The organism is Flintibacter hominis (assembly GCF_014287965.1).
Lineage (GTDB): Bacteria > Bacillota > Clostridia > Oscillospirales > Oscillospiraceae > Lawsonibacter > Lawsonibacter aceti.
This window is the reverse complement of sequence record NZ_JACOPO010000001.1, coordinates 239,547-264,514: the sequence shown is the minus strand read 5'-3', so window position 1 is coordinate 264,514 and position 24,968 is coordinate 239,547. Positions and strand designations below refer to the sequence as shown.

Genomic DNA, 24,968 nt, shown 5'->3' with positions numbered 1-24,968 from the left:
ATCGTGGACGTCGGTATCATTGGCGGGCAGGACGGCCCCACCGCCATTCTTATCAGCAGCAGCCCCATCGCGTTGCCTTTCATGCTGCTGATCCTTGCGGGACTGGTTGGAGCTGCCTGGTTTTTCCTGCACAAACGCAAAAAGTAAGGAGCAAATAAATGGGTGGTTTTTTTGGGGCCGTTTCCAAGCGGGACGTGACCCTCGATATCTTTTTCGGAGTGGACTACCACTCCCATCTGGGTACCCGCCGGGGCGGTATGTTGATCCATGACCCCCAGGACGGATTCCAGCGCCAGATCCACTCCATCGAGAACACCCCCTTCCGCACCAAGTTCGAGAAGGATCTGTCTGACTTCCACGGTTGCAGCGGCATCGGCTGCATCAGCGATACCGATCCTCAGCCCCTGCTGGTCCGATCCCACTTAGGCCTGTACGCCATCACCACCGTGGGCATCATCAACAATGCCGAGGAGCTGATCCAGCAGTATTTCTCCGACCACGGACATCAGTTTATGGCCATGAGCTCCGGCAAGGTCAACGCTACTGAGCTGACCGCGGCCCTCATCAATCAGAAAGATGATCTGGTGTCCGGTATCCTCCACGCCCAGGACGAAATCAAGGGCTCCATGACCCTGCTCGTCCTCACCGACAAGGGGGAGATCATCGCCGCCCGGGACAAGTTGGGCCGGCTGCCGGTCCTGGTGGGCCAGAACCAGGAGGGCTGTTGTGTGTCCTTCGAGTCCTTCGCCTACCATAAGCTGGGTTATGCCGACGCCTATGAGCTGGGGCCGAGAGAGATCGTGCGTATTACGGCTGACGGGTATGAAACCCTGTCCCCCGCCGGCGAGGAGATGAAGATTTGCGCCTTTTTGTGGACCTACTACGGCTACCCCAACTCCAACTATGAGGGGAAAAATGTGGAGGTCATGCGCTATCAGAATGGCGAGATTATGGCCCGGGATGAGGTTCTCCACGGTCTTCTCCCCAAGGTGGACTATGTGGCCGGTGTGCCCGACTCCGGCGTGCCCCACGCCATCGGCTATGCCAACCGCAGCGGCAAGCCATTTGCCCGCCCCTTTGTCAAGTATACCCCCACCTGGCCCCGTTCCTTTATGCCCACCAACCAGGACGTTCGGAATCAGGTGGCCAAGATGAAGCAGATTCCGGTACCCGAGCTCATTGAGGGCAAGAAACTGCTCTTCGTGGACGACTCCATCGTCCGGGGAACCCAGCTCCGGGAAACGGTGGAATTTCTCTATGAGTCCGGGGCGGAGGAGGTCCATATGCGCTCCGCCTGCCCCCCCATTATGTACAGCTGCAAATACCTCAACTTCTCCCGTGGCAACTCGGACATGGACCTGTTGGCCCGCCGTACGGTCCAGGAGCTGGAGGGGGACGAGGGCCAGCTCCACCTGGAGGAGTACTCTGACGCCCGCACTGAACGAGGCCAGTGCATGCTCAAGGCCATCTGTGAGAAGCTCGGTTTTGACTCTCTCGGCTACCAGTCTCTGGATGGCCTGCTGGAGGCCATCGGTCTGGACCGGGACAAGGTGTGTACTTACTGCTGGAGCGGCAAAGAATAGGCGTCAGCACGCCATCCCAACCGGAATGTGAAGTCAGAATGGCTCCGGTCCTGCCGGGCTGAACTCCACTGTTCCGTCTGGGGCGCAGTCCACAATTCCTGACTTTTAAGTTCTAATTTGATCTGGAGGTCTGAAGATGAAAAACTCCCACTCCGCTTCCTATGCCGCCGCCGGCGTAGACGTCACCGCTGGCTATGAGGCTGTTCAGCGCATCAAGCCTATGGTGGAATCCACTTATATTCCCGGTGTCATGGGTACTCTGGGCGGCTTCGGCGGTATGTTTGCCCCCGACATGGCCGGCATGAAAAAACCAGTGCTGGTGTCTGGCACCGACGGCGTGGGCACCAAACTGCGGCTGGCCATGCTGCTGAACAAGCACGACACCATCGGCATCGACTGCGTGGCTATGTGCGTCAACGACATCATCTGCGGCGGCGCCTCTCCCCTGTTTTTCCTGGACTACATCGCCTGTGGCCGGAATGATCCCGCCCGTATTGCCGAGATCGTCGCCGGCATCGCCGAGGGCTGCCGCCAGTCTGAGTGCGCCCTGGTGGGCGGCGAGACCGCTGAACACCCCGGCGTCATGCCCGACGAGGACTATGACCTGGCCGGCTTCTCTGTGGGCATCGTGGACGAGGAAAATATCATTGACGGCAAGCGCCTATCCACCGGCGACGTGCTCATCGGACTTGGCTCCACCGGCGTCCACTCCAACGGGTTCTCTCTGGTCCGCAAGGTGCTGGATGTGGAGCACACTGACCTGACCTCCCCCATGGAGGAGCTGGGCGGCCGGAGCCTGGGCGAGACTTTGTTGGCCCCCACCCGCATCTATGTCAAGGCGGTCAAGGCTCTGCTGAAGGCCGGAGTAGATATTCACGCCATCAGTCATATTACCGGCGGCGGGTTCTACGAGAACGTGCCCCGAATGATGACGGACGGCCTCACCGCCCGCATTGATCTCAAGACCTTCCCCAAGCTGCCCATCTTTGATCTGATCCAGCGGAAGGGAAACATCCCGGAGCGGGATATGTACAACACCTTCAACATGGGCCTGGGCATGATCCTGGCCATCCCCGCTGTTCAGGCGGAGCGGGCTCTCTCCACTCTGACGGATGCGGGCGAGAATGCCTATCAGGTCGGCTCTGTGGTCTCTGGCAGCGACGGTGTGGAGTTAGTCAAATGAAAAATATCGCGGTTTTGGTATCCGGGGGCGGCACCAATCTCCAGGCTCTCATCGACGCCCAGGGGCGGGGTGAGCTGATCAACGGTCGAATCACCGCTGTCATTTCCTCCACCCCCAGCGCCTATGCCCTGGAGCGGGCCAAGGCCGCCGGCATCCCCGGCTATGTGGCGGCCCGAAAGGACTACCCCTCCAGCCAGGCCATGACTGCGGCCCTGGTAGACAAGCTGAAGGGATTGGATATCGACCTGGTGGTATTGGCCGGCTTTATGGTCATTCTGACTGGCGAGATGGTCCGCGCCTTCCCCAACGCCATCCTCAATGTCCATCCCGCCCTCATCCCTTCCTTCGCCGGCCCAGGGTGCTACGGCCTCCATGTCCATGAGAAGGCCCTGGAGTATGGGGTCAAGCTGTCCGGCGCCACTGTCCACTTCGTCAGTGAGGAGTGCGATGGCGGCCCCATCGTCTCTCAAAAGGCGGTGGAGGTCCTCCCCGACGACACGCCGGAGGTACTCCAGCGGCGCATCATGGAGCAGTGCGAGTGGCAGCTGCTCCCCCAAGCCGTGTCCCTGTTCTGTCAGGACCGGCTAAAGGTGGAGGGGCGGACCGTCCGTGTTTTGGAGCATCCAGAATGCGGACGGCGGAACGCAGAATGAATTTGCTTTTCTTACCCTTTTTTGCTACAATGTAACTGTGCGATATGACTGACGGTAAGTGGAAATGACCACGGGGAGTATCGCGTAATACAAGGCCGACCGTCTGGGCGCACCAATTCACAGAACTGGTGCGCCCTTTTTTTACAACAAAGGAGGAATACTGTGAAGACACATGATCTGAAGGAGATCCTTTCCAACCATCCCTATCCTGGCCGCGGCATCGTCCTGGGCCGCACCGCCGACAACAGCAAGGCCGCCATCGCCTATTTCATTATGGGCCGCAGTGAGAACAGCCGCAACCGGGTTTTTGAGGAAACCGAGGACGGCATCCGCACCAAGGCATTTGACGAGAGCAAGATGGTGGACCCCTCTCTCATTATCTACCATCCTGTGAGGGTGGTAAACGGGGCCACCGTAGTCACTAACGGGGACCAGACCGACACCATCCAGCGGTTCCTTCTGGATGGCAAGAGCTATATCGAGGCCCTTCGCACCCGCTGCTTTGAGCCCGATCCCCCCAACTACACCCCCCGCATCTCTGGTGTGGTGGAGGCCGACGGCAGTTATCAGCTATCCATCCTGAAGTCGGCTGACGGTGATCCCAGCTGCAACCACCGCTACTTCTATGAGTACGACGCCCCTGTGGCCGGCACCGGCCACTTCATCCACACCTATCAGGAGAACCTGGACCCTCTGCCCTCCTTCGAGGGCGAGCCCCGGAAGGTGGCCATCGAGGCCCCGGACGCTCAGACCTGGGCGGAAGAGCTCTGGGCCAACCTGAACCACGACAATAAAGTATCCCTGTTCGTCCAGTACATCGACCTGGCCAGCGGCGCCAGGGAGACCGTCATCATCAACAAGCATGGCTGAACACCGCCAGAAAGGAAGTACGCTCACATGAATGAACTGGAACTGAAATACGGCTGCAACCCCAACCAGAAGCCCGCCCGCATCTTTATGGAGCAGGGCGATCTGCCCCTCAAGGTGCTCAATGGCAAGCCGGGCTATATCAACTTTATGGATGCTCTCAACTCCTGGCAGTTGGTGAAGGCTCTGAAGAAGGCCACCGGCCTGCCCGCCGCCGCCTCCTTCAAGCACGTCTCTCCCGCCGGAGCCGCCCTGGGCCTGCCCCTGTCCGATACCGAGCGGCACATCTATTTCGCTCCAGAAGGAGACCTGTCCCCTATCGCCTGCGCCTATATCCGGGCTCGAGGTGCCGACCGGCTGTGCTCCTTCGGGGACTGGGCCGCCCTGTCTGATGTGTGTGACGGAGACACCGCCCGCTTCCTGGCCGCCGAGGTGTCCGACGGCGTCATCGCCCCCGGCTATACTGATGAAGCCCTGGAGCTCCTGAAAATGAAACGCAAGGGCGGCTATAATGTGGTTCAGATCGACCCGGAGTACCAGCCCGCCCCTATTGAGCGCCGCAACATTTTCGGTATCACCTTTGAGCAGGGCTATAACGACCTGGATATCAGCGAGGAGATGCTCTCTAACCTGGTCACCGCAAACAAGGAGCTGTCCCAGCAGGCCAAAAACGATATGCTCCTGTCCCTCATCACTTTGAAGTACACCCAGTCCAACTCCGTGTGCTATGTCAAGGATGGCATGACCATCGGTGTAGGTGCCGGCCAGCAGAGCCGCATCCACTGCACCCGTCTGGCGGGCAACAAGGCGGATATCTGGTGGCTGCGTCAGCACCCCAAGGTTTTGGGGCTGCAGTTCGTAGACCACATCCGCCGCCCTGACCGGGATAACGCCATCGACATCTATATCTCCGACGAGCACGACGACGTGCTGGCCGAAGGCGTGTGGCAGAACACCTTCAAAGTGAAGCCCGATGTGTTGACAGAGCAGGAAAAGAAAGATTGGATCGCCCAGATGTCCGGCGTCACCGTGGGCTCCGACGCCTTCTTCCCCTTCGGGGACAACGTGGAGCGGGCCAGGAAGTCCGGTGTTCAGTACATTGCCCAGCCCGGCGGTTCCATCCGGGACGATCAGGTCATCGCCACGGCGGACAAGTACGGCATGGTCATGGCATTTACCGGAATCAGACTGTTCCACCATTAAGCGTTTTCAGTGGGGGCTTTACCCCTCTGGATACGGCGTCGGTTCTTAAGGGAGCCGCCGCCGATACCCCCTCGCCTTTTCAATGAAAAATATCGTTTTAACCGCCGCACGGCCAGGGGGCATAGTGTCCTGCGGCAAAATAAATTCGCCTTCGGACAGCATTAATATCCTTTCTGCCTTTGGTAGAAACTCCGCTAAACTGGATGGTCTATGGCCGCCCGTATGAAAGGAGCATATTATGAAAGTTTTAGTCGTCGGCGGAGGCGGGCGTGAGCACGCCATCTGCTGGAAGCTGGCCCAGAGCCCTAGGGTCACGGAGTTATACTGCGCCCCCGGCAACGGTGGCATCGCCCAGGTGGCCAAGTGTGTCCCCATCAAAGCCACCGATGTGGAGGGCATGGTCCAATGGGCCAGGGAGAACGCCATGGACTTTGTCATGGTAGCCCCGGATGACCCTCTGGCCCTGGGTATGGTAGACGCCCTGGAGGCGGCGGGCATCCGCGCCTTCGGCCCCCGTGCCAACGCCGCCATCATCGAGGCCAGCAAGGCCTTTTCCAAAGGGCTGATGAAGAAGTACCACATCCCCACCGCCAAATATGAGACCTTTACCGACTTAGACAACGCCCTGTCCTATATTCGGGCGCAGGGGGCTCCCATCGTAGTCAAGGCCGACGGCCTGGCTCTGGGTAAGGGGGTAGTGGTGGCCGCCACTGTGGAGGAGGCCGAGGCCGCCGTCCGAGACATGATGGAGGGCAGAAAGTTCGGTGACTCCGGCTCCACTGTGGTCATCGAGGAGTGTATGGTAGGCCCTGAGGTCACTGTGCTGGCCTTCTGTGACGGGGAGCACCTGGTCCCCATGCTGTCCAGCCAGGACCACAAACGGGCCTATGACGGAAACCAGGGACCCAACACCGGGGGCATGGGCGCCTTCTGTCCCTCTCCCAAGTACACCCCGGAGATTGCGAAGGAGTGCATGGACAAGATTTTTCTACCCACTGTGGCTGCTATGAAGGCGGAAGGGCGTCCCTTTAAGGGGGTCATCTACTTCGGCCTAATGCTCACCAAGGACGGCCCCAGAGTGGTAGAGTACAATGCCCGGTTTGGCGACCCGGAGACCCAGCCCATCCTGTCCATGCTGGACAGCGACCTGCTGGACATCTTCGAGGCCTGTGTGGACGGCACCCTGGACCGGTGCGAAATCAAATGGAAGAAGGGCGCCGCCTGCTGTCTGGTGCTGGCCTCCGGAGGCTACCCGGTGAAATACCAGAGCGGTTACCCTATCTCCGGACTGGATGAGGCGGGCAGGCTGGCCACCGTATTCCACGCCGGCACAAAGATTGGCAAGGACGGCTCGATCCTCACCGCGGGCGGCCGTGTACTGGGGGTCACCACCACCGGGTCCAATCTGGAGGAGGCCATCTCTAGGGCCTATGAGGCGGCCAAGCCCATATCCTTCCGGGATATGCACTTCCGCACCGATATCGGGAAGGTATGAACAAGAAAGAATTGGAGGGCGTAGTATTTGACGCCGACGGCACCCTCTTTGACACCGAGCGTCTGGGTTACTGGGCCTGGGAGGAAGCCGGCCGGCAGATGGGTTGCCCTCAGGCGGCAGACTGCTATCCAGAGGTAGTGGGCCGGGGCCGCGGGGATGTGCTGGCCCTTCTGCCCCGGCTCTTGGGGCCTGACTTTCCTCACGAGCCCTTTATGGAGCTCCGCTCCCGGTTAGCCACCGAGCGGATGGAGCGGGAGGGCGTCCCGGTCAAGGAGGGCGCCCGTGAGGTTCTGGAGTTTCTTCAATCACGGCAGATGCCCCTGGCGCTGGCAACCTCCACCTATTACGACCGGACCATGTACCGGTTGGAGCACTCCGGTCTGGGCCGATACTTCCAGGCCGTTGTGACCGGGGACCAGGTATCCAAGAGCAAGCCGGACCCGGAGATCTATCGGGTGGCCTGCCAGAGGCTGGGCGTCTCTCCGGCCAAGGCGGTTGCTGTTGAGGACTCCCCCAACGGTATCCGCTCCGCCCTCAGTGCGGGGATGACCGCTGTGATGATACCAGACCTGATCCCCTCTTCCCCTGAGTTGGATTCGCTGATCTGGAAAAAATTTGATGATCTGTCCAGCCTACTACACTATTTACAGCGAAAACTGTAAAAAAACACCCTTCTGTCCTGGTCGCTCCAGGGCAGAAGGGGTATGCATCATAGTTGGAAAGATAAGCAGTATGTTTCTCTCCGGATAGAAATATTTTGAAAAGGTGTACCTTTACAAATTTTTGCTCCACACCTTTCCAGTTCCTAAATATATCACAAGGCACCTGATTGGGCAAGTTTTTTTCAACATTTTTCCATTTCCATCCCCTTTATAAAAGCACACCTTTTTAATTTTAAATCAGAGGATATTGAAAGGACTGTAAAACATGAAAAAACTTATCTCTATCGCGGCGGCACTGGCGCTCTCCCTCACTCTGGCCGCCTGTGGCACAGGCGGCACTCCCTCCACTGGCGGGACCGCTGACAGCAGCGGCAACGTACACGCGGAAGACGGCTATGGCGAGGGACGGATCGCGGACACTGTACACACTTATTTCTTTGATTATACGGTCAACAGCGCCCACATGGCCAAGGAGTACGAGGGATATCTCCCCGCTGAAGGCAATGAGCTTTTGGTGGCTGAGGTGACTGTAAAAAATACCAGCACCTCCAGCATTGAAATGTATGATACCGACTTCCAGGTCCAGTGGAACAGCGATGACGAGAACGCCTTCTGCTATCCCATCACTACTGACCCGGAGACGTTTGAGGAGTTGCCTCCTCTGACTGACGAGCAGCTCCCCGGTACTTACCCTCTGTCGGTGGACGAGGAAGTGACCGGCCTGCTGGTATACGAGGTACCCGCCGGCAACCGGGATTTTTCCATCTCCTATTTGGAGCAGTTTGACGACAACTCTGAGGGCGATACCTTCTTCGTGTTCTTCACAGCGGAAGACCAATAAGTGATATAAAAAGAGCCTGTGTCCCGTGGGACACAGGCTCTTTTTATTGTGGCAAGGATGTGCCGGGGATCTTTATTCCTCGTACATCTTCTGCAGACGGGTCAGCTTCTCGTAGCGCTTCTTGGCGGTCTCCTCGTTCAGGGCGAAGAGCTCCTTGGCGCGGTCGGGGAAGGACCGGGTCAGGCTGGAGTAGCGGGCCTCGTTCATCAGGAACTCCTGATAGCCGCCGGCGGGCGCCTTGCTGTCCAGGGTAAAGGGATTCTTGCCCTCCGCCTTGGCAGCGGGGTTGAAGCGGAACAGGTTCCAGTAGCCGCACTCCACAGCCTTCTTCATCTCAGCCTGGCAGTTGGTCATACCGCCCTTGATAGAGTGCATCTCACAGGGGGCATAGCCGATGATGAGGGAGGGGCCGTGATAGGCCTCGGCCTCGGCAATGGCCTTCAGTGTCTGGTTGGGGTTGGCACCCATGGCCACCTGGGCCACATAGACGTAGCCGTAGGTCATGGCGATCTCAGCCAGGCTCTTCTTGGCCACGGTCTTACCGGCGGCGGCAAACTGGGCCACCTGGCCGATGTTAGAGGCCTTGGACGCCTGTCCGCCGGTGTTGGAGTACACCTCGGTGTCAAAGACGAAGATATTGACATCCTCGCCGGAGGCCAGGACGTGGTCCACGCCGCCGAAGCCGATGTCGTAAGCCCAGCCGTCGCCGCCGAAGATCCAGACGGACTTCTTGGCCAGGTAATCCTTCTCCTGGAGGATTTCCGCCACCAGCTTGCAGGCGTCGCACTGACACAGCTTCTCACCCTTGGCCTGCAGCTCCTTGCCAAACGCCTGGATCTCAGGGTTGGAGTTAGCCAGCAGCTCGTCCACGGTGCACAGGCTGGCCTCCAGAGCGGCCACATAGGCCTTGGCAGCCTCGCCGTTAGCGGTGCCGTCCTCCATGGTATCCAGCCACTTCTGGGCGGCCTCCTTCAGTTCGGGACGGGCCCACTCCACCGCGATCAGAGCCTCGGTCTTAGCGGCCAGCCGGTTGCGGATGGCCTTCTGACCCAGATACATACCCAGGCCATGCTCGGCGTTGTCCTCAAACAGAGAGTTGGCCCAGGCGGGACCCTTGCCCTCAGCGGTAGTGGCATAGGGAGAGGTAGCGGCGGGGCCGCCCCAGATGGAGGAACAGCCGGTGGCGTTGGAGATATACATCCGGTCGCCGAACAGCTGGGTGATCAGGCGGGCATAGGCGGTCTCGGCGCAGCCGGCGCAGGAGCCGGAGAACTCCAGCAGAGGCTTCTTGAACTGGGAGCCCTTAACAGTCAGGTCAGCCACATCCTCCTTGACGGAAACATTGGCCACCATGTAGTTGAAGGCGTCCTGCTGGGGCAGCTCCTCCTCCTGGCCCACCATGGTCAGGGCGCTGGTGGGACAGATGTTGGCGCACACGCCGCAGCCCATACAATCCAGGGGGCTGATGGCGATGGAGAACTTGTACTGACCCTTGCCCTTGCCGGCCTTCACGTCCACGATCTTGGCGGAAGCGGGAGCCTTGGCGGCCTCCTCCTCAGTCAGGGCAAAGGGACGGATAGTGGCGTGGGGGCAGACATAGGAGCACTGGTTACACTGGATACACTTAGAGGAGTCCCAGGTGGGCACGGAGACGGCCACGCCGCGCTTCTCGTAGGCGGCGGCGCCCAGCTCGAAGGTGCCATCCGCATGGGGCACGAAGGCGGAAACAGGCAGGCTGTCGCCATCCATGCGGTCCACGGGGTCCAGAATGCTGTTGACCATGTCCACCAGCTTGGCGGGGCCAGTGTGCTTGCTGACCTTGACCTCGTCCTTGGCGTTCTTCCAGTCGGCGGGCACATCGTACTTCTTGAAAGCGGTGGCGCCCAGGTCGATGGCCTTGTGGTTCATGTCCACGATATCCTGGCCTTTCTTCAGGTAGGACTTGGTGGCGGCATCCTTCATATACTGGATGGCCTCCTCCTGGGGCATGACCTTGGCCAGAGTAAAGAAGGCGGACTGGAGAATGGTATTGGTACGCTTGCCCATGCCGATCTGCTGGGCCAGGTCGATGGCGTTGATGGTATACAGCTGGATATCGTTCTCGGCAATATACCGCTTGGCCTCGGCAGACAGGTGGTGGGCCAGCTCCTCGTCAGACCACTGGCAGTTGATCATAAACACGCCGCCGGGCTTGACGTCACGGACCATGGGGAAGTCCTTGGTCACATAGGAGGGGTTGTGGCAGGCCACAAAGTCGGCCTTATTGATATAGTAGGGGGAGCGGATGGGCTTATCGCCGAAGCGCAGGTGGCTGATGGTCACACCACCGGTCTTCTTGGAGTCATACTGGAAATAAGCCTGCACGTACTTGTCGGTGTGGTCGCCGATGATCTTGATGGAGTTCTTGTTGGCGCCCACAGTGCCGTCGCCGCCCAGACCCCAGAACTTGCACTCGATGGTACCTTCCGCGGCGGTGTTGGGCGCCTTGTGCTCCTCCAGGGAGCTGCCGGTCACGTCGTCCACGATGCCCATAGTGAAGTGGTCCTTGGGCTTGTCCTGAGCCAGGTTCTCATACACAGCAAAGACGCTCTTGGGCGGGGTGTCCTTGGAGCCCAAGCCGTAGCGGCCGCCCACGACCACCTTATCGGTGATGCCGGCGCCAGCCAGAGCGGTAATGACATCCAGGTACAGGGGATCGCCCAGGGCTCCGGGCTCCTTGGTGCGGTCCAGAACAGCGATCTTCTTGGCGGTGGCGGGAATGGCGGCAATCAGCTTGTCCGCCTTGAAGGGGCGGTACAGACGGACCTTGATCAGGCCAACCTTCTCACCGTGGGCATTCAGGTAGTCAATGACCTCCTCCGCCACGTCGCAGATGGAGCCCATGGCGATGATGACCCGGTCGGCATCGGGAGCGCCATAGTAGTTGAACAGCTGGTAGTTGGTGCCCAGCTTGGCGTTGATCTTGCCCATGTACTCCTCAACGATCTCAGGAAGAGCGTCATAGTACTTGTTGCACGCCTCGCGGTGCTGGAAGAAGATATCGCCGTTCTCGTGGGAGCCGCGCATGGTGGGATGCTCAGGGTTCAGCGCACGCTTGCGGAAGTCAGCCACGGCGTCCATGTCCACCATCTCAGCCAGGTCGGCATAGTCCCAGATGGCAACCTTCTGGATCTCGTGGGAAGTACGGAAGCCGTCGAAGAAGTTGATAAAGGGGACGCGGCCCTTGATGGCGGACAGGTGGGCCACAGGAGCCAGGTCCATGACCTCCTGCACGTTGCCCTCAGCCAGCATGGCGAAGCCGGTCTGGCGGCAGGCCATAACGTCGGAGTGGTCGCCAAAGATATTCAGGGACTGAGCGGCCACGGTACGGGCGGATACATGGAACACCGCGGGCAGCAGCTCGCCGGCGATCTTGTACATATTGGGGATCATCAGCAGCAGACCCTGGGAGGCGGTGTAGGTGGTAGTCAGGGCGCCCGCGTTCAGAGAGCCGTGGACAGTACCGGCGGCACCAGCCTCAGACTGCATCTCGATCACCTTGACAGTGGTGCCAAAGATGTTCTTCTGGCCCTGGGCCGCCCACTGATCCACATAGTCGGCCATAGGACTGGACGGGGTAATGGGGTAGATGCCGGCCACTTCGGTGAAGGCGTAGCTGACATATGCCGCAGCATTGTTGCCGTCCATGGTTTTGAATTTTCTTGCCATGAGAGTTCCCTACTTTCTTCATATTTTGGCGGACGGGCGGGGAACGCTCGTCCATGTTCCAGACATTTCTGCCCTAAGCATGCCAATGCCCCGCCCTGTAAAACGCCTATGATAGTTATAGGTGTTTTCTTATGGGAGCACATGACAGTGCCGCCCCCCGGCAGTAGGGGAGCGGAGCAGTATTCTTGACCGCTCCTAGTTTATCATTTTTTCCCCCGTTTGTAAATCCAATGGATGAAATTTTTCTTGCTTTTTTCCTCGACATATATAGAAAAAGCTATACCTTCCATTGAAATTTTTGGGAGAAACAAGTAAAATAGAAATCAAGCAACCCATCCGGGCCTTCGGCCCGGCAACAGGAGGTTTTCCCATGGTCTTCACCATCCGTTCCCTGGGGCTCCATGGAGTGTCCGGCTATTCTGTTTCCGCCGAATGTGATCTGTCCAGCGGACTGCCCGCCTTCAATGTGGTGGGCCTCCCCGACGCTGCTGTCAACGAGGCCAGAGACCGGGTAAGGGCGGCCATCAAAAACTGCGGCTTCACCTTCCCGGTGAGCCGCATCACCGTCAATCTGTCGCCCGCCCATGTGAAAAAGTCCGGCACTCTCTACGACCTCCCCATTTTGGTGGGAATCCTGTGCGCCGGCGGCCAACTGAAGCTGCGCGACCGGGACTGCGCCTTTGTGGGGGAGCTCTCCCTTTCAGGGGAGCTGCGGCCCTGCGCTGGGATGCTGCCTATGGCCCTACAGGCCAAGCGTGAGGGCATCCGCGCCCTCTTCGTCCCAGAGGATAACGCTGCCGAGGCCACTCTGGCCGATGGTCCCGCCGTCTACCCTGTACGGGATGTGGCCCAGCTGGTACGCCACCTGTCCGGCGAGGAAGCCATCATCCCCGCGCCCCCGTGGTCCCCCTCCCCGGAATCCGACTGCTGCCCCGACTTCTCCGAGGTGAAGGGGCAGGACCTGGTAAAGCGGGCTCTGGAGATTGCCGCTGCCGGGGGACACAATGTACTCATGTCCGGCCCACCAGGCTCCGGCAAGTCCATGCTGGCCCGCCGACTGCCCTCTATTCTGCCTGCCATGTCCCGGCAGGAAGCGCTGGAGACCACTGAGATTCACTCGGTAATGGGCCTGACCTCCAGAGAGCGGCCCCTGATCGATATCAGACCCTTCCGCTCCCCTCACCACACCGTATCCCCTATGGGAATGGCGGGGGGCGGCTCCAATCCCCGGCCAGGTGAAATTTCTCTTGCACACAACGGCGTGCTTTTTTTGGACGAGCTGCCCGAGTTCCCCAAGGAGGTGCTGGAGGTGCTGCGCCAGCCCCTGGAGGACGGCCAGGTCCAGATCTCCCGGGCCTCCGGCACAGTCACCTATCCCAGCCGGTTCATGCTGGTATGCGCCATGAACCCCTGCAAATGCGGCTGGTACGGCCACCCCTCCGGCCGATGCCGGTGTACGGAGCACGAGGTAAAAAAGTATCTCTCCCGCCTGTCCGGCCCCCTGCTGGACCGTATCGACCTCTTTGTTCAGGTGGATGCCCTTAATTTTGAGGAGCTGTCCCAGCGGGAGCAGGCAGAGCCATCCTCCGCGATCAAGGCCCGGGTGGACCGGGCCAGAGCGGTACAGACCCGCCGAAGCGGCTCCCCCTGCAATTCCCAGCTGGGCCGGGTGGAGCTGGACCGCTTCTGTGCCCTGGATGAAGACTGCCAAAAGCTGATGCGGGGAGCCTTCGACCGCCTTGGGCTCACCGCCCGGAGCTATGACCGAATCCTGCGGGTGGCCCGGACCATCGCCGATCTGGAGAGAAGCGAGACCATCCAGCCCCCACACTTGGCCGAGGCCCTGCAGTTCCGCCCACCGGAGTACCTGCGGCGGTGAGGTAAAACCAGGGCGTTCCCCCGATTACTTGGAAATTTATGGAGGAATATACCATGAAATTAAAAAATCCCATGCTGGTGGTCAGGGACATTGATCAGTCTGTGGAATTTTATAACAGGGTGTTTGGGCTCCATGTAATTATGGATTTTGGCGCGAATAAGACCTTAACAGGCGGTCTGGCCCTCCAGACCGCGGAGACCTATCAGGAATTTATCGGAGACAGGGCCATCTCCTTCGGCGGCAACAGCTTCGAGCTCTACTTTGAAGAAGATGATTTTGACCAGTTTGCTGACCGGCTCAAGGGGTTCCAGGTGGACTATGTACACCCCGTCAAGGAGCATAGGTGGGGACAGCGCGTGGTCCGCTTCTATGACCCTGACCGGCATATCATTGAGGTCGGGGAAAATATGAAGGCGGTCTGCAGGCGCTTTCTGGCCAGTGGGATGACGCCAGACCAGGTCGCTGTCCGAATGGACGTACCTATGAAATTCGTAAATGCCTGCCTGCGGTGATCCTACATACCGATGCTCCCCCTTGTCCCCCGGAAAAAAATCTGCTATGATGGTTTAATCACCAGTGTTCAACAGGAAAGGAACCGACCAAATATGAATGAAATGATTTTGCTCAAGCTGGGCGAGCTGGTCCTGAAGGGTCTGAACCGCCGCAGCTTTGAGGATAAGCTCCAGGCCAACATCCACCGCCGCTTAAACGGCCTGGGCCAGTTCCGGGTATATACCCGCCAGTCCACCACCTATGTGGAGCCCATGAATGCGGACTGCGACATGGACGGGGCCTGGGAGGCCATGAAAAAAGTCTTTGGAGTCGTGGGGCTGTCCCGGGCCCGCTCCTGTGAGAAGGACAAGGACGCCATCCTGGCCGCCTGCCGGGAGTATCTGGACAGCCAGCTTCACTCCGCCAAAACCTTTAAGGTAGAGACCAAGCGGGCGGACAAGACCTTTCCCATGACCTCTATCCAGGTAAGCCAGTATGTGGGCGGTGAGCTCCATGAGGCCTATGACAATCTGGAAGTGGACGTCCATCACCCGGAGCTGACCGTCTATGTGGAGATTCGGGACTACGCCGCCTTCGTCCACGCCGACCCGGAGCCAGGCGCGGGCGGCCTGCCGGTGGGCATCAACGGCAGAGCGGTATCCCTGCTGTCCGGCGGCATTGACTCGCCAGTGGCCTCCTGGATGATTGCCAAGCGGGGCGTCGCACTGGAGATGGTCCACTTCTTCTCCTACCCCTATACCTCCCCGGAGGCCAAGGAGAAGGTGCTGGAGCTGGCCCGGCTGCTCACTCCCTGGTGCGGGCGGCTCACGGTCCATGTGGTCCCCTTCACCGCCATCCAGGAGGAGCTGCGCCGCTCCTGCCCGGAGGAGCTGTTCACCATCATCATGCGCCGGTTCATGATGCGCATCTCCCAGGAGGTGGCCAAACGGTGCGGCGCCAAGGCCCTGGTCACTGGTGAGTGTCTGGGCCAGGTGGCCAGCCAGACCATGGAGGCGATGAACGTCACGGGGGCTGTGGCCGCCCTGCCTGTTCTGCGGCCAGTCGTGGGGCTGGACAAGGAGGAGATTGTCCAGATCGCCCGGAAGATCGGCACCTTTGAGACCTCCATCCTGCCCTACGAGGACTGCTGCACCGTTTTTACTCCCCGGCACCCCCGGCTCCGCCCCATTCTCACCGAGGTGGAGGCGGCGGAGGAAAAGCTGGACGTCGACGCCATGGTCCAGGCGGCGGTGGAGGGCATTGAGCGCGTCCAAGTCTGATGGAAAGAGGGAAAGGAGCACGGTCAGCCATGACGATCCGACTTGCTGTCCCTGGAGATGCTCTGGCTCTGTTGGAGATTTACCGTCAGTATATTCAGACCCCCATTACCTTTGAATATGAGCTGCCCACCTTGGAGGAATTTACCCGGCGCATTTCCGATGCGTTGAAACAATACCCCTATCTGGTGCTGGAGGACCAGGGCAGGCTGTTGGGCTACACCTACGCCCATCCAGAGCGTGAGTGGAAGGCCTATCAGTGGAACGCGGAGCTGTCCATCTATTTGGCCCCTGCCGCTGCTGGAAAGGGCTATGGCAGACGGCTGTACCAAGCTCTGCTGGACCTTTTGTCCCTTCAGGGCGTCCGTACCGTATACGGGGTTGTGACCTCTCCGAACCCGGCCAGCGAGGCCCTCCAAAAATCCCTGGGCTTCCGGTTGATTGGCGTACATAAAAATACCGGCTACAAGGCTGGTCAGTGGCGAGACGTGCTGTGGTTTGAGAAGAGTCTGGCTCCCTACGACGCGGACCCCCAGCCTGTCCTCCCTTTCTGCCAGCTTGACCAGCAGCAGGTAGATCGGGTGCTGGCCGCTTACGGTCACGAGGATCCACCGGCATAGCCGGTGGATCTTTTTGTATACAAAAAGGCAGGACCGCTGAAGCGGTCCTGCCTTTTAACGTAAAATTGCTTACTTCAGATTGAAGAAGGCCTTCATGCCGGGGTACTCGGCGATGTCGCCCAGCTCCTCCTCAATGCGCAGGAGCTGGTTGTACTTGGCCACGCGGTCGGTGCGGCTGGGGGCGCCGGTCTTGATCTGGCCGGCGTTGAGGGCCACGGCGATGTCGGCGATAGTGGCGTCCTCGGTCTCGCCGGAGCGGTGGGACACGATGGCGGTGTAGCCGGCCCGGTTGGCCATCTGGATGGCGTCCAAAGTCTCGGTCAGGGTGCCGATCTGGTTGACCTTGATGAGGATGGCGTTGCCCACCTTCTTCTCAATGCCGGTGGACAGGCGCTCCACGTTGGTGACGAACAGGTCGTCGCCCACCAGCTGGACCCGGTCGCCGATGGCCTTGGTGAGCATGGCCCAGCCCTCCCAGTCTGTCTCGGCCATACCGTCCTCTAGGGAAATAATGGGGTAGGTGTCGGCAAACTTCTTCCACATATTGACCAGCTGCTGCTGGGTCAGCTTCTTGCCGGACTTGGGCTGGACATAGCACTTCTGCTCCTCGTCCCACCACTCGGAGGAGGCAGCGTCGATGGCGATCTTGAAGTCCTCGCCGGGCTTGTAGCCAGCCTTCTCAATGGCGGCCACAATGACCTTCAGGGCGTCCTCATCCTTCTTCAGATTGGGGGCGTAGCCGCCCTCGTCGCCCACGCCGGCAGCGGGGGTGCCATTCTCCTTCAGAACGGTCTTCAGGGTGTGGAACACCTCGGCACAGCGGCGGAGGGCCTCACGGAAAGAGGGGGCGGAGACGGGCATAATCATGAACTCCTGGATCTCCACGTTGTTGGTGGCGTGGGCGCCGCCGTTCAAAATGTTCATCATGGGGACAGGAAGCTGTTTAGCGTTCACTCCACCGATATAGTTATACAGGCTGGTGCCCAGGCTCTCAGCGGCGGCCTTGGCGCAGGCCAGGGAGGCGCCAAGAATGGCGTTTGCGCCCAAGCGGCTCTTGTTGGGGGTGCCGTCCAGGTCGATGAGCATTTTGTCGATAGCCACCTGGTCCAGCACGTTGGTGCCAATCAGGGCCTCGGCAATCTCAGTATTCACGTTCTTCACAGCGTTCTCCACGCCCTTGCCCATGTAGCGGCCCTTGTCGCCGTCACGGAGCTCACAGGCCTCATAGATGCCGGTAGATGCGCCGGAGGGCACGGCGGCACGGCCCATAGTGCCGTCCTCCAGATACACCTCTACCTCAACAGTGGGGTTACCGCGGCTGTCCAGGATCTCGCGGCCGACTACGTCCACAATTTCGATCATCTGCTTCATATGATTTTATCTCCTTTCATTTTTCCGGCGGCACGCCGGGCGGTACAGGCCGCCCCTGCTATTGAACGCCGCCGGTATCCGTAGGGGCGGCCTGTGGCCGCCCGAATACGCTCAGGTCACAATCAGGGTCTCCCCATCCATCTCTGCCGGCTTTTCCAGCTTTCCCAAACGGGCAGGCCCGTTTGGGGGCCCTTTGATTTTGAGTCCTCGGGGCAAATAAATTGCCCCTCCGGAAATTCCTCGCTCCGCTCAGAATTTAACCGGCCTGGAAAAGCCCCTTTGGCTTGGAACTTCAACTTCCCCGGGATCAGGTCACAATCAGGGTCTCCCCATCCATCTCTGCTGGCTTTTCCAGGCCCATGAGGTCCAGCATAGTGGGGGCGATATCGGCCAGCCGTCCATCCCGCAGCCGCACGTTGGCACCCACGATATAGAAGGGCACGGGGTTAGTGGTGTGGGCAGTGAAGGGCTCACCATCTGTATCCACCATCCGTTCCGCGTTTCCGTGGTCGGCGGTGATTAGGGAAATGCCCCCCATTTTAGAGGTAGCCTCCACCACCTTAGCCACACATTCATCCACCGTAGTCACCGCTTTGCAGGCGGCCTCATAAATCCCGGTGTGGCCCACCATGTCGCAGTTGGCGAAGTTGAGGATGATGACGTCATAGGCTCCGCTTAGGATTCGGCGCACCGCCTCCTCCATCACCTCGTAGGCGGACATCTCCGGCTTCAGGTCATAGGTGGCTACCTTGGGAGAGGCGATGAGCACCCGGTCCTCCCCTGGGAATACCTGCTCCACACCTCCATTGAAGAAGAAGGTGACATGGGCGTACTTCTCCGTCTCCGCGATGCGCAGCTGGGTCAGTCCCAGCTTTGAGATATACTCTCCAAAAATATTCTCCAGCTTCTGGCGGGGATAGGCCACTGTGACATTGGGCATGGTGGCGTCATACTCGGTGGTACAGACGAAGTGGACCGGTACAAAGCCGGTCGTACGCTGGACATCTGTAAAGTCCTCGTCCACCATAGTGCGGGTGATCTCCCTGGCCCGGTCAGGGCGGAAATTGAAAAAGATCACCGAATCATTGTCCTGGAACTGGGCCCCCTTGGCGCAAACCACGGGCTCCATGAACTCATCTGTGACGCCGGCGTCATAGGACTTTTGAACCGCAGCCGCGGGGTCCGGCTCATAGGGAGCCTGCCCGCAGACCATGGCGTCATAGGCCCGCTGGAGCCGATCCCATCGCTTATCCCGGTCCATGGCGTAGTACCGGCCCATCACCGTGGCGATCTGTCCCACGCCCAGCTGCTGGAGCTTGGCCTGGAGCTGCTCGACAAAGTGCTTGCCGGAGGTGGGAGGCACGTCCCGTCCGTCCAGAAAACAGTGGACATAGACCTTTTCAATTCCCTGCTCCCTGGCCATCTGGAGCAGGGCAAAAAGATGGGTGATGTGGCTGTGGACACCGCCGTCAGACAGCAGGCCCATCAGGTGCAGGGCAGAACCCCATTCCCGGCAGTTCTCCATCGCCTCTGTATAGGCGGTGTTTTTAAAAAATTCGCCGCTCTGAATATCACGGCTGATGTGGGGCAGGTCCTGGAACACCACCCGGCCCGCGCCGATGTTGGTATGTCCCACCTCACTGTTGCCCATCTGCCCCTCAGGCAGACCTACATCCAGCCCGGAGGCAGACAGACGGCAGCCGGGGCACTCGGCAAAAATACGGTCCAGATTAGGGGTAGGGGCATTGGCTATGGCGTTGCCGGCGGACTGGGCCCCAGTGCCAAAGCCATCCATAATGATAAGAGTCGTAGGTGTTTTCATAACAAACCTTTCTTTTCAGGGTACTCATGGTCACACCGCCTTTGGCGGCCTCCCATTCTGGGGCGGCTTTGCCGCCCGCCTTACACTCACGTTCACGCTGGTCCAGTATGGGCAGCGGCCGCAAGCTTACTCCTGATTCGCCGCGTTGATGATCTGCACGAAATCGGCGGGCTTCAGAGAGGCTCCACCGATCAGGCCGCCGTCCACGTCGGGCTGGGCCAGCAGCTCGGCGGCGTTCTTGGCGTTCATAGAGCCGCCGTACTGGATGGTGACGGACCGGGCCACATGGGCGCCATACAGCTTGCGGATGACGGCACGGATCGCCTGGCAGACCTCACCGGCCTGTTCGGCGGTAGCGGTCTTGCCAGTGCCGATGGCCCACAGGGGCTCGTAGGCGATGACCACATGGCGCATCTTTTCAGCGGGCACATTGGCCAGAGCGCACTTGACCTGATAGGCGATCAGCTCCATGGTGACGCCCAGTTCCCGCTGCTCTAGGCTCTCGCCCACGCAGATGATGGGGGTAAGGCCGGCATTGATGGCGGCGTGGACCTTCTTGTTCACAGTAAAGTCAGTTTCGTTATAATACTGGCGGCGCTCGGAGTGGCCGATGATGACATACTTGGCGCCGGCCTCCTTAATCATCTCGGCGGTGATCTCTCCGGTATAGGCACCGTGGTCCTCGTAATGGCAGGTCTCGGCGCCGATGGCGATATGGCAGTCTTTGAACAGACGGACAGCCGCCTGGATGTTGGTGGCGGGGACACAGAGCACCACGTTGCACCACTTGCCCTTGGGCATAATCGGCTTAATCTCCTCAGCAAATGCCTTGGTCTGGGAGAGGGTGTTGTTCATCTTCCAGTTGCCGGCGATGATAGTCTTACGATAACGACGATTCATAGCGATTACTCCTATCTTTTCCTTTTGTATATTTTGTAATAGAGCAAAGCAGCAGAGAGAGGAAAACAAAAGTACAGGTGTCTCCTGTGTCTCTCTGTTTTCCGCCGTTCACGCTCCTGACTTCGCTCTTTGTTCAGCGTCACCTGCGGGCAAGCCGCTTTGGAGGACTCCGCCTCCCTTTTTTATGACAGATCTCTCTGGTCTGTCGTGGGACGGGACAAAGCCTTACTTGTCCAGCAGGCAGGCCACTCCTGGAAGTTCCTTCCCTTCCATAAACTCCAGGCTGGCGCCGCCGCCGGTGCTGATATGGGTCATCTTGTCGGCATAGCCCAGCTGCTGCACTGCGGCCGCGGAGTCGCCGCCACCGATAATGGTAATGGCGCTGGTCTTGGACAGGGCCTCGGCCACCGCCTCGGTTCCCTTAGCGAAAGCGGGGAACTCAAACACGCCCATAGGCCCGTTCCAGATGACGGTGCCCGCGTCAGCTACAGCGTCACAGTAGAGCTTGACCGTTTCCGGGCCGATATCCAGTCCCTGCCAGCCGTCCGGGATCGCCCCGGCCTTCACCACCTGGGTGTTGGCGTCTGGAGCAAATTTGTCCGCGCACACTGTGTCCACAGGGAGGAGCAGCTTAACGCCCTTGTCCTTTGCCTTCTGGACCATCTCCTTGGAGTAGTCCATCCAGTCGGCCTCCAGCAGGGAGTCGCCCACCTTACCGCCCTGGGCGGCGGAGAAGGTGTAGGCCATGCCGCCGCCGATGATGATGGTATCGGCGATCTCCAGCAGGTTGTTGATGACGCCGATCTTGGAGGACACCTTAGACCCGCCCAGAATAGCCACCAGAGGCCGCTTGGGGTTGGCCAGGGCGCCGCCAATGATCTCCAGCTCCTTCTGGATCAGAAAGCCGGACACGGCGGGCAGATAGTCGGCCACCCCGGCGGTGGAGGCGTGGGCCCGGTGGACGGCGCCAAAGGCGTCGGACACATAGACATCTGCCAGGGAGGCCATGGCTTTAGCCAGGGCGGGGTCATTCTTGGTCTCCCCCTTCTCAAAGCGGGTGTTCTCTAGCAGCAGCACCTGGCCAGGCTGGAGCGCGGCGGCCTTAGCCTGGGCGTCGGGCCCTACTACGTCCTCCGCCATGAGCACCGGCCTGCCCAGCAGTTCGCTCAGGCGGGCGGCCACCGGCTTCAGAGACAGCTCTGCCAGGGACTTTTTCCACTTCTCCTCGGTCAGAGAGGCGGGGTCTTTCCCCTTCTCAGTCTGCTTCTTCACATAGGAATCAAAGGTAGCCGCCGGCTTACCCATGTGGGAGCAGGCAATCACCGCCGCCCCCTGGTCCAGCAGATACTGGATCGTGGGCAGGGCGGCCCGGATGCGCTTGTCATCGGTGATAACGCCGCTTCCGTCCTTCGCCATCGGCACATTGAAATCACAGCGCAACAGGACCTTTTTCCCCTTGATATTGATGTCCTTCACCGTCTTTTTATTGTAGTTCATCTCTTGGCTCCTTTCTTAAAACAAAAGGGTTATAGAACTTGGGATCTCCCTTTCTCCGCCATCTCGCCTTCGCCCGACAGCCCCGGAAAGTCGAGCTGCCGCAGCGCCTCATAGGTGAGGACGGCCACTGAATTGGCCAGATTCAGGCTTCTGGCGTCCGGCCGCATCGGGATGCGGATACACCGGTCCGGGTACTGCCGGCGAAATCCCTCCGGCAGCCCCGCAGTTTCCTTCCCAAAGAACAGCCAGCAATTATCTCGAAAGACTGCCTGGGTATAGTCCCGTGGCGCTTTCGTCGTGGCCAGCCACAAATCCGGGGCAGGATTGACTTCAAAGAAGTGGTCCAACCCCTCATAGACCTGAAGATCCACCATATTCCAGTAATCCAGCCCGGCCCGACGCACGGCTTTTTCACTGATATCAAAACCCAGAGGCTTGATCAGATGGAGGCGGCTGCGGGTAGCGGCGCAGGTCCGTGCGATATTCCCGGTATTCTGCGGGATCTCTGGTTCTACCAGCACGATATTCAGCACAGCAGGACCCCCCTTGATTTCGCGGGTATCATTGTATTCCATTTTATCGGGAATTTCAACTGTAATTTGGTCGAAAAATTGCAAAAAATCAAAAAACAGGGCCATTTTTCATTCTGCCCCCAAAAAGCGGGGCTCCTATTTTTTTATTTCTTATTAAACTATTCTTTTCCCGTCCTTGCTCTCATCTTAATGCCCGGTTTTTCTCTTTAATACAGTTCCTATCCTTCTTCTTCCAACCCCATACCCAGTTTTTTCCGCCGCTCACTTAAAAATTTTGGCTCTTTTTTGCTCCTCCTATTCCCCTTTCTTTCAAACTCGTGCTATAATGGTGCCAGGTCTAAAAGATATGGGCATTTTCCACAAATCTATGCTTGCGGGAGCTCTGCTCCCCAAAAGGAGGCGGCATTTATGAAGCTTATCTGGAACGGGCATTCCTGTTTCACCATTCAATCAGAGGATGGCACCCTGGTACTGGACCCCTATCAGGACGGCTCTGTGCCCGGTCTGAGCCCCCTGTCTCTGACGGCCGACCTGGTGCTGTGCAGCCATGAACACCGGGACCACGGGGCCAGGGAGACGGTAGCGCTCACCGGCCGCACCGCCGCTTTTCAAGTGGATCGGCTGGACACCTTCCACGACGATTCCCAAGGCAGCCAACGGGGGAAAAACACCATCCACATCCTCTCCTCCCAGGGACTGCGGGTGGCCCATCTAGGTGATTTGGGCTGCTTCCCCACTCCGGAGCAGATGGACCGGCTGATGGGGCTGGACGCTCTACTCCTCCCTGTGGGGGGCTATTACACCATCGACGCCCAGCAGGCCCATGAACTGGTCCGCGCGTTGAGGCCCCGTGTGGTGGTGCCTATGCATTACCGCTCCGACTCCTTTGGCTTTGATGTCATCGCCCGGCTGGAGGATTTTCTGGACCTGTGTGACCACGTGGTCCGCTATGATGGCAACACCCTGGAGCTGACCTGTGACACCCCCGCCCAGACCGCTGTGCTGACCTATCAGGCGGGAAAATAGACCGGCTCCCATTCCCCGCATACCATAAACCAATGACTGGAGGTCTTTCCCATGTCTCACACTGTCGAGATCCTTTCCGTAGGCACCGAGCTGCTTCTCGGCAACATCGCCAACACCGACGCCCAGACGCTCTCTCAAGGGTTAAGCGAGTTAGGGCTTAACGTCTACTACCACACAGTAGTGGGCGACAATCCTCAGCGGGCCCGGGAGGCGGTGGCTATCGCCAAGAAGCGGGCGGATATCATCATCACCACCGGCGGGCTGGGCCCCACCTGCGACGACTTGACTAAGAACGTGCTGGCCGAGGCGTTTGGTAAAAAGCTCGTCTTTGACGAGCCCTCTGCGGAGCGCATCCGCTCCTACTTTGCCAAGACGAAACGGCCCATGACGGACAACAATCTGCAGCAGGCCATGCTGCCAGAGGGCTGCACCGTCCTGGCCAACGACTGGGGGACTGCCCCCGGCTGCGCCTTTCAGGCCGAAGGGGTCCATGTCATCATGCTCCCTGGCCCCCCCAGCGAGTGCCGCCCCATGTTTCAATACCGGGCAAAGCCCTATCTCCAATCCCTGTCCGAGGGCGTCATCGCCTCCCACACGCTGAAGCTGTTTGGCATCGGTGAGTCAGCGATGGAGGCCCAGCTCCGGGATCAGATGAACGCGATGTCCAACCCCACCCTGGCCCCCTACGCCAAGGAGGGGGAGTGCGAGCTCCGGGTCACCGCCAAGGCCCCCACCGACGCCGAGGCACAGGCCCTGCTGAAGCCTACGGTGGAACAGGTGAAGGCCCTCTTCGGCTCTAAGGTCTACGGGGTGGATGTGTCCTCTTTGGAGGAGGTGGTCGAGGGGCTGCTGCGGGAGAAGGGAATGACCATCGGCGTGGCCGAGAGCTGCACCGGCGGGCTGATGGCCAAACGGCTGACCGATGTGGCTGGAGCCTCCCAAGTCTTTCTGGGTGGCATCGTGTCCTACACCAACCAGGTGAAGGCAGGGATGCTCCATGTGCCCCAGCACCTGTTGGACCAGTTTGGGGCCGTGTCCCCCGAGGTGGCGCTGGCCATGGCAGAGGGGGCCCGGAAGGCCCTGGGGTGCGACATCGCTCTTGCCACCACCGGAGTTGCCGGGCCGGACAAGGACGATTGGGACAACGAGGTGGGCACCATGTTCGTGGCCATCGCCACCCCGGACGGCACCCATGTGCGTCCCTTGAAGCTGGGCAGCCGCCCGGTCCGGGCCCGGCTGCGCACCCAGACCGCCCATCACGCCTTCGATCTGGCCCGGCGGTATCTCACCGGCCTGCCCTATGAGGACGGAGCGGTCTGACAGAAAACGGGACAACAATGGACTGTCGAAAAAGTG

The 24,968-nt window shown here is 59.6% G+C and carries 21 protein-coding genes and 1 riboswitch; of the genes, 15 read left to right on the top strand and 6 right to left on the bottom strand.

Annotated elements, in window-relative coordinates; translation table 11 throughout:
* The first annotated feature begins 3 nt into the window (after positions 1 to 3).
* From H8S11_RS01305 to H8S11_RS01265, 9 genes are all read left to right on the top strand, one after another.
* Positions 4 to 147 (top strand): hypothetical protein, encoded by a 144-nt coding sequence (locus tag H8S11_RS01305; protein WP_186851917.1) that lies wholly within the window; start codon positions 4 to 6, stop codon positions 145 to 147.
* A gap of 11 nt (positions 148 to 158) precedes the next feature.
* Entirely contained in the window at positions 159 to 1,583 is a 1,425-nt protein-coding gene (locus H8S11_RS01300; RefSeq protein WP_147571569.1) for an amidophosphoribosyltransferase, read from the top strand.
* Between the two features lie 136 nt (positions 1,584 to 1,719).
* A complete protein-coding gene (gene purM, locus H8S11_RS01295) occupies positions 1,720 to 2,766 on the top strand; it encodes a phosphoribosylformylglycinamidine cyclo-ligase (protein ID WP_147571571.1) in 1,047 nt (348 codons plus the stop codon).
* Complete coding sequence (gene purN, locus H8S11_RS01290) at positions 2,763 to 3,419, top strand: phosphoribosylglycinamide formyltransferase (protein ID WP_186851916.1); 657 nt, start codon at positions 2,763 to 2,765, stop codon at positions 3,417 to 3,419. The genes purM and purN overlap by 4 nt, the downstream gene beginning before the upstream one ends.
* Before the next feature lie 34 nt (positions 3,420 to 3,453).
* Positions 3,454 to 3,535, top strand: a riboswitch (ZMP/ZTP riboswitch).
* Between the two features lie 46 nt (positions 3,536 to 3,581).
* A complete protein-coding gene (locus H8S11_RS01285) occupies positions 3,582 to 4,289 on the top strand; it encodes an IMP cyclohydrolase (RefSeq protein WP_147571576.1) in 708 nt (235 codons plus the stop codon).
* 27 nt (positions 4,290 to 4,316) lie between these two features.
* Positions 4,317 to 5,489 carry a phosphoribosylaminoimidazolecarboxamide formyltransferase gene (locus tag H8S11_RS01280; protein ID WP_147571578.1) on the top strand — a complete coding sequence of 391 codons (1,173 nt, stop codon included), beginning with the start codon at positions 4,317 to 4,319 and terminating at the stop codon, positions 5,487 to 5,489.
* A gap of 238 nt (positions 5,490 to 5,727) precedes the next feature.
* Positions 5,728 to 6,984, top strand: coding sequence for a phosphoribosylamine--glycine ligase (gene purD / locus H8S11_RS01275; protein ID WP_147571580.1), 1,257 nt, complete (start codon positions 5,728 to 5,730; stop codon positions 6,982 to 6,984).
* Positions 6,981 to 7,646, top strand: a complete 666-nt coding sequence (locus H8S11_RS01270; protein WP_147571582.1) for an HAD family hydrolase — start codon at positions 6,981 to 6,983, stop codon at positions 7,644 to 7,646. The genes purD and H8S11_RS01270 overlap by 4 nt, the downstream gene beginning before the upstream one ends.
* Before the next feature lie 265 nt (positions 7,647 to 7,911).
* The gene (locus tag H8S11_RS01265) at positions 7,912 to 8,487 is read left to right on the top strand and encodes a DUF4352 domain-containing protein (protein ID WP_147571584.1); all 576 of its coding nucleotides are present in this window, start codon (positions 7,912 to 7,914) and stop codon (positions 8,485 to 8,487) included.
* A 72-nt stretch (positions 8,488 to 8,559) separates the two neighbouring features.
* On the opposite strand, the gene nifJ is transcribed toward H8S11_RS01265, so the two are convergent.
* Entirely contained in the window at positions 8,560 to 12,195 is a 3,636-nt protein-coding gene (gene nifJ / locus H8S11_RS01260; RefSeq protein ID WP_186851915.1) for a pyruvate:ferredoxin (flavodoxin) oxidoreductase, read from the bottom strand.
* A 370-nt stretch (positions 12,196 to 12,565) separates the two neighbouring features.
* Here nifJ and H8S11_RS01255 point away from each other — a divergent pair, with 370 nt between their 5' ends.
* From H8S11_RS01255 to H8S11_RS01240, 4 genes are all read left to right on the top strand, one after another.
* Complete coding sequence (locus H8S11_RS01255) at positions 12,566 to 14,074, top strand: YifB family Mg chelatase-like AAA ATPase (protein WP_186851914.1); 1,509 nt, start codon at positions 12,566 to 12,568, stop codon at positions 14,072 to 14,074.
* A gap of 53 nt (positions 14,075 to 14,127) precedes the next feature.
* The gene (locus tag H8S11_RS01250; protein ID WP_186851913.1) at positions 14,128 to 14,586 is read left to right on the top strand and encodes a VOC family protein; all 459 of its coding nucleotides are present in this window, start codon (positions 14,128 to 14,130) and stop codon (positions 14,584 to 14,586) included.
* A gap of 93 nt (positions 14,587 to 14,679) precedes the next feature.
* A complete protein-coding gene (gene thiI / locus H8S11_RS01245; protein WP_147571592.1) occupies positions 14,680 to 15,846 on the top strand; it encodes a tRNA uracil 4-sulfurtransferase ThiI in 1,167 nt (388 codons plus the stop codon).
* 29 nt (positions 15,847 to 15,875) lie between these two features.
* A complete protein-coding gene (locus H8S11_RS01240) occupies positions 15,876 to 16,463 on the top strand; it encodes a GNAT family N-acetyltransferase (RefSeq protein ID WP_186851912.1) in 588 nt (195 codons plus the stop codon).
* A 69-nt stretch (positions 16,464 to 16,532) separates the two neighbouring features.
* Here H8S11_RS01240 and eno read toward each other — a convergent pair whose 3' ends face one another.
* From eno to H8S11_RS01215, 5 genes are all read right to left on the bottom strand, one after another.
* Positions 16,533 to 17,834 carry a phosphopyruvate hydratase gene (eno, locus tag H8S11_RS01235; RefSeq protein WP_186851911.1) on the bottom strand — a complete coding sequence of 434 codons (1,302 nt, stop codon included), beginning with the start codon at positions 17,832 to 17,834 and terminating at the stop codon, positions 16,533 to 16,535.
* Between the two features lie 307 nt (positions 17,835 to 18,141).
* Complete coding sequence (gene gpmI / locus H8S11_RS01230) at positions 18,142 to 19,656, bottom strand: 2,3-bisphosphoglycerate-independent phosphoglycerate mutase (RefSeq protein WP_186851910.1); 1,515 nt, start codon at positions 19,654 to 19,656, stop codon at positions 18,142 to 18,144.
* A 126-nt stretch (positions 19,657 to 19,782) separates the two neighbouring features.
* Positions 19,783 to 20,556 (bottom strand): triose-phosphate isomerase, encoded by a 774-nt coding sequence (gene tpiA, locus H8S11_RS01225; RefSeq protein ID WP_147571600.1) that lies wholly within the window; start codon positions 20,554 to 20,556, stop codon positions 19,783 to 19,785.
* 225 nt (positions 20,557 to 20,781) lie between these two features.
* A complete protein-coding gene (locus H8S11_RS01220) occupies positions 20,782 to 22,053 on the bottom strand; it encodes a phosphoglycerate kinase (RefSeq protein WP_147571602.1) in 1,272 nt (423 codons plus the stop codon).
* Positions 22,054 to 22,082: 29 nt separating this feature from the next.
* Entirely contained in the window at positions 22,083 to 22,586 is a 504-nt protein-coding gene (locus H8S11_RS01215; RefSeq protein ID WP_147571604.1) for a tRNA (cytidine(34)-2'-O)-methyltransferase, read from the bottom strand.
* Between the two features lie 408 nt (positions 22,587 to 22,994).
* Between H8S11_RS01215 and H8S11_RS01210 the strand changes: the two genes are divergently transcribed.
* Together H8S11_RS01210 and H8S11_RS01205 are read left to right on the top strand one after the other, a co-directional pair.
* Positions 22,995 to 23,612, top strand: coding sequence for an MBL fold metallo-hydrolase (locus H8S11_RS01210; RefSeq protein WP_186851908.1), 618 nt, complete (start codon positions 22,995 to 22,997; stop codon positions 23,610 to 23,612).
* 51 nt (positions 23,613 to 23,663) lie between these two features.
* Positions 23,664 to 24,932, top strand: coding sequence for a competence/damage-inducible protein A (locus H8S11_RS01205; RefSeq protein ID WP_186851907.1), 1,269 nt, complete (start codon positions 23,664 to 23,666; stop codon positions 24,930 to 24,932).
* Positions 24,933 to 24,968: the final 36 nt, after the last annotated feature.

Coding starts and splice junctions, on each gene's coding strand:
- H8S11_RS01300 (WP_147571569.1), top strand. CDS start 159: ATGGGTGGTTTTTTTGGGGCCGTTTCCAAGCGGGACGTGACCCTCGAT.
- purM (WP_147571571.1), top strand. CDS start 1,720: ATGAAAAACTCCCACTCCGCTTCCTATGCCGCCGCCGGCGTAGACGTC.
- purN (WP_186851916.1), top strand. CDS start 2,763: ATGAAAAATATCGCGGTTTTGGTATCCGGGGGCGGCACCAATCTCCAG.
- H8S11_RS01280 (WP_147571578.1), top strand. CDS start 4,317: ATGAATGAACTGGAACTGAAATACGGCTGCAACCCCAACCAGAAGCCC.
- purD (WP_147571580.1), top strand. CDS start 5,728: ATGAAAGTTTTAGTCGTCGGCGGAGGCGGGCGTGAGCACGCCATCTGC.
- H8S11_RS01270 (WP_147571582.1), top strand. CDS start 6,981: ATGAACAAGAAAGAATTGGAGGGCGTAGTATTTGACGCCGACGGCACC.
- H8S11_RS01265 (WP_147571584.1), top strand. CDS start 7,912: ATGAAAAAACTTATCTCTATCGCGGCGGCACTGGCGCTCTCCCTCACT.
- nifJ (WP_186851915.1), bottom strand. CDS start 12,195: ATGGCAAGAAAATTCAAAACCATGGACGGCAACAATGCTGCGGCATAT.
- H8S11_RS01255 (WP_186851914.1), top strand. CDS start 12,566: ATGGTCTTCACCATCCGTTCCCTGGGGCTCCATGGAGTGTCCGGCTAT.
- H8S11_RS01250 (WP_186851913.1), top strand. CDS start 14,128: ATGAAATTAAAAAATCCCATGCTGGTGGTCAGGGACATTGATCAGTCT.
- thiI (WP_147571592.1), top strand. CDS start 14,680: ATGAATGAAATGATTTTGCTCAAGCTGGGCGAGCTGGTCCTGAAGGGT.
- H8S11_RS01240 (WP_186851912.1), top strand. CDS start 15,876: ATGACGATCCGACTTGCTGTCCCTGGAGATGCTCTGGCTCTGTTGGAG.
- eno (WP_186851911.1), bottom strand. CDS start 17,834: ATGAAGCAGATGATCGAAATTGTGGACGTAGTCGGCCGCGAGATCCTG.
- gpmI (WP_186851910.1), bottom strand. CDS start 19,656: ATGAAAACACCTACGACTCTTATCATTATGGATGGCTTTGGCACTGGG.
- tpiA (WP_147571600.1), bottom strand. CDS start 20,556: ATGAATCGTCGTTATCGTAAGACTATCATCGCCGGCAACTGGAAGATG.
- H8S11_RS01220 (WP_147571602.1), bottom strand. CDS start 22,053: ATGAACTACAATAAAAAGACGGTGAAGGACATCAATATCAAGGGGAAA.
- H8S11_RS01210 (WP_186851908.1), top strand. CDS start 22,995: ATGAAGCTTATCTGGAACGGGCATTCCTGTTTCACCATTCAATCAGAG.
- H8S11_RS01205 (WP_186851907.1), top strand. CDS start 23,664: ATGTCTCACACTGTCGAGATCCTTTCCGTAGGCACCGAGCTGCTTCTC.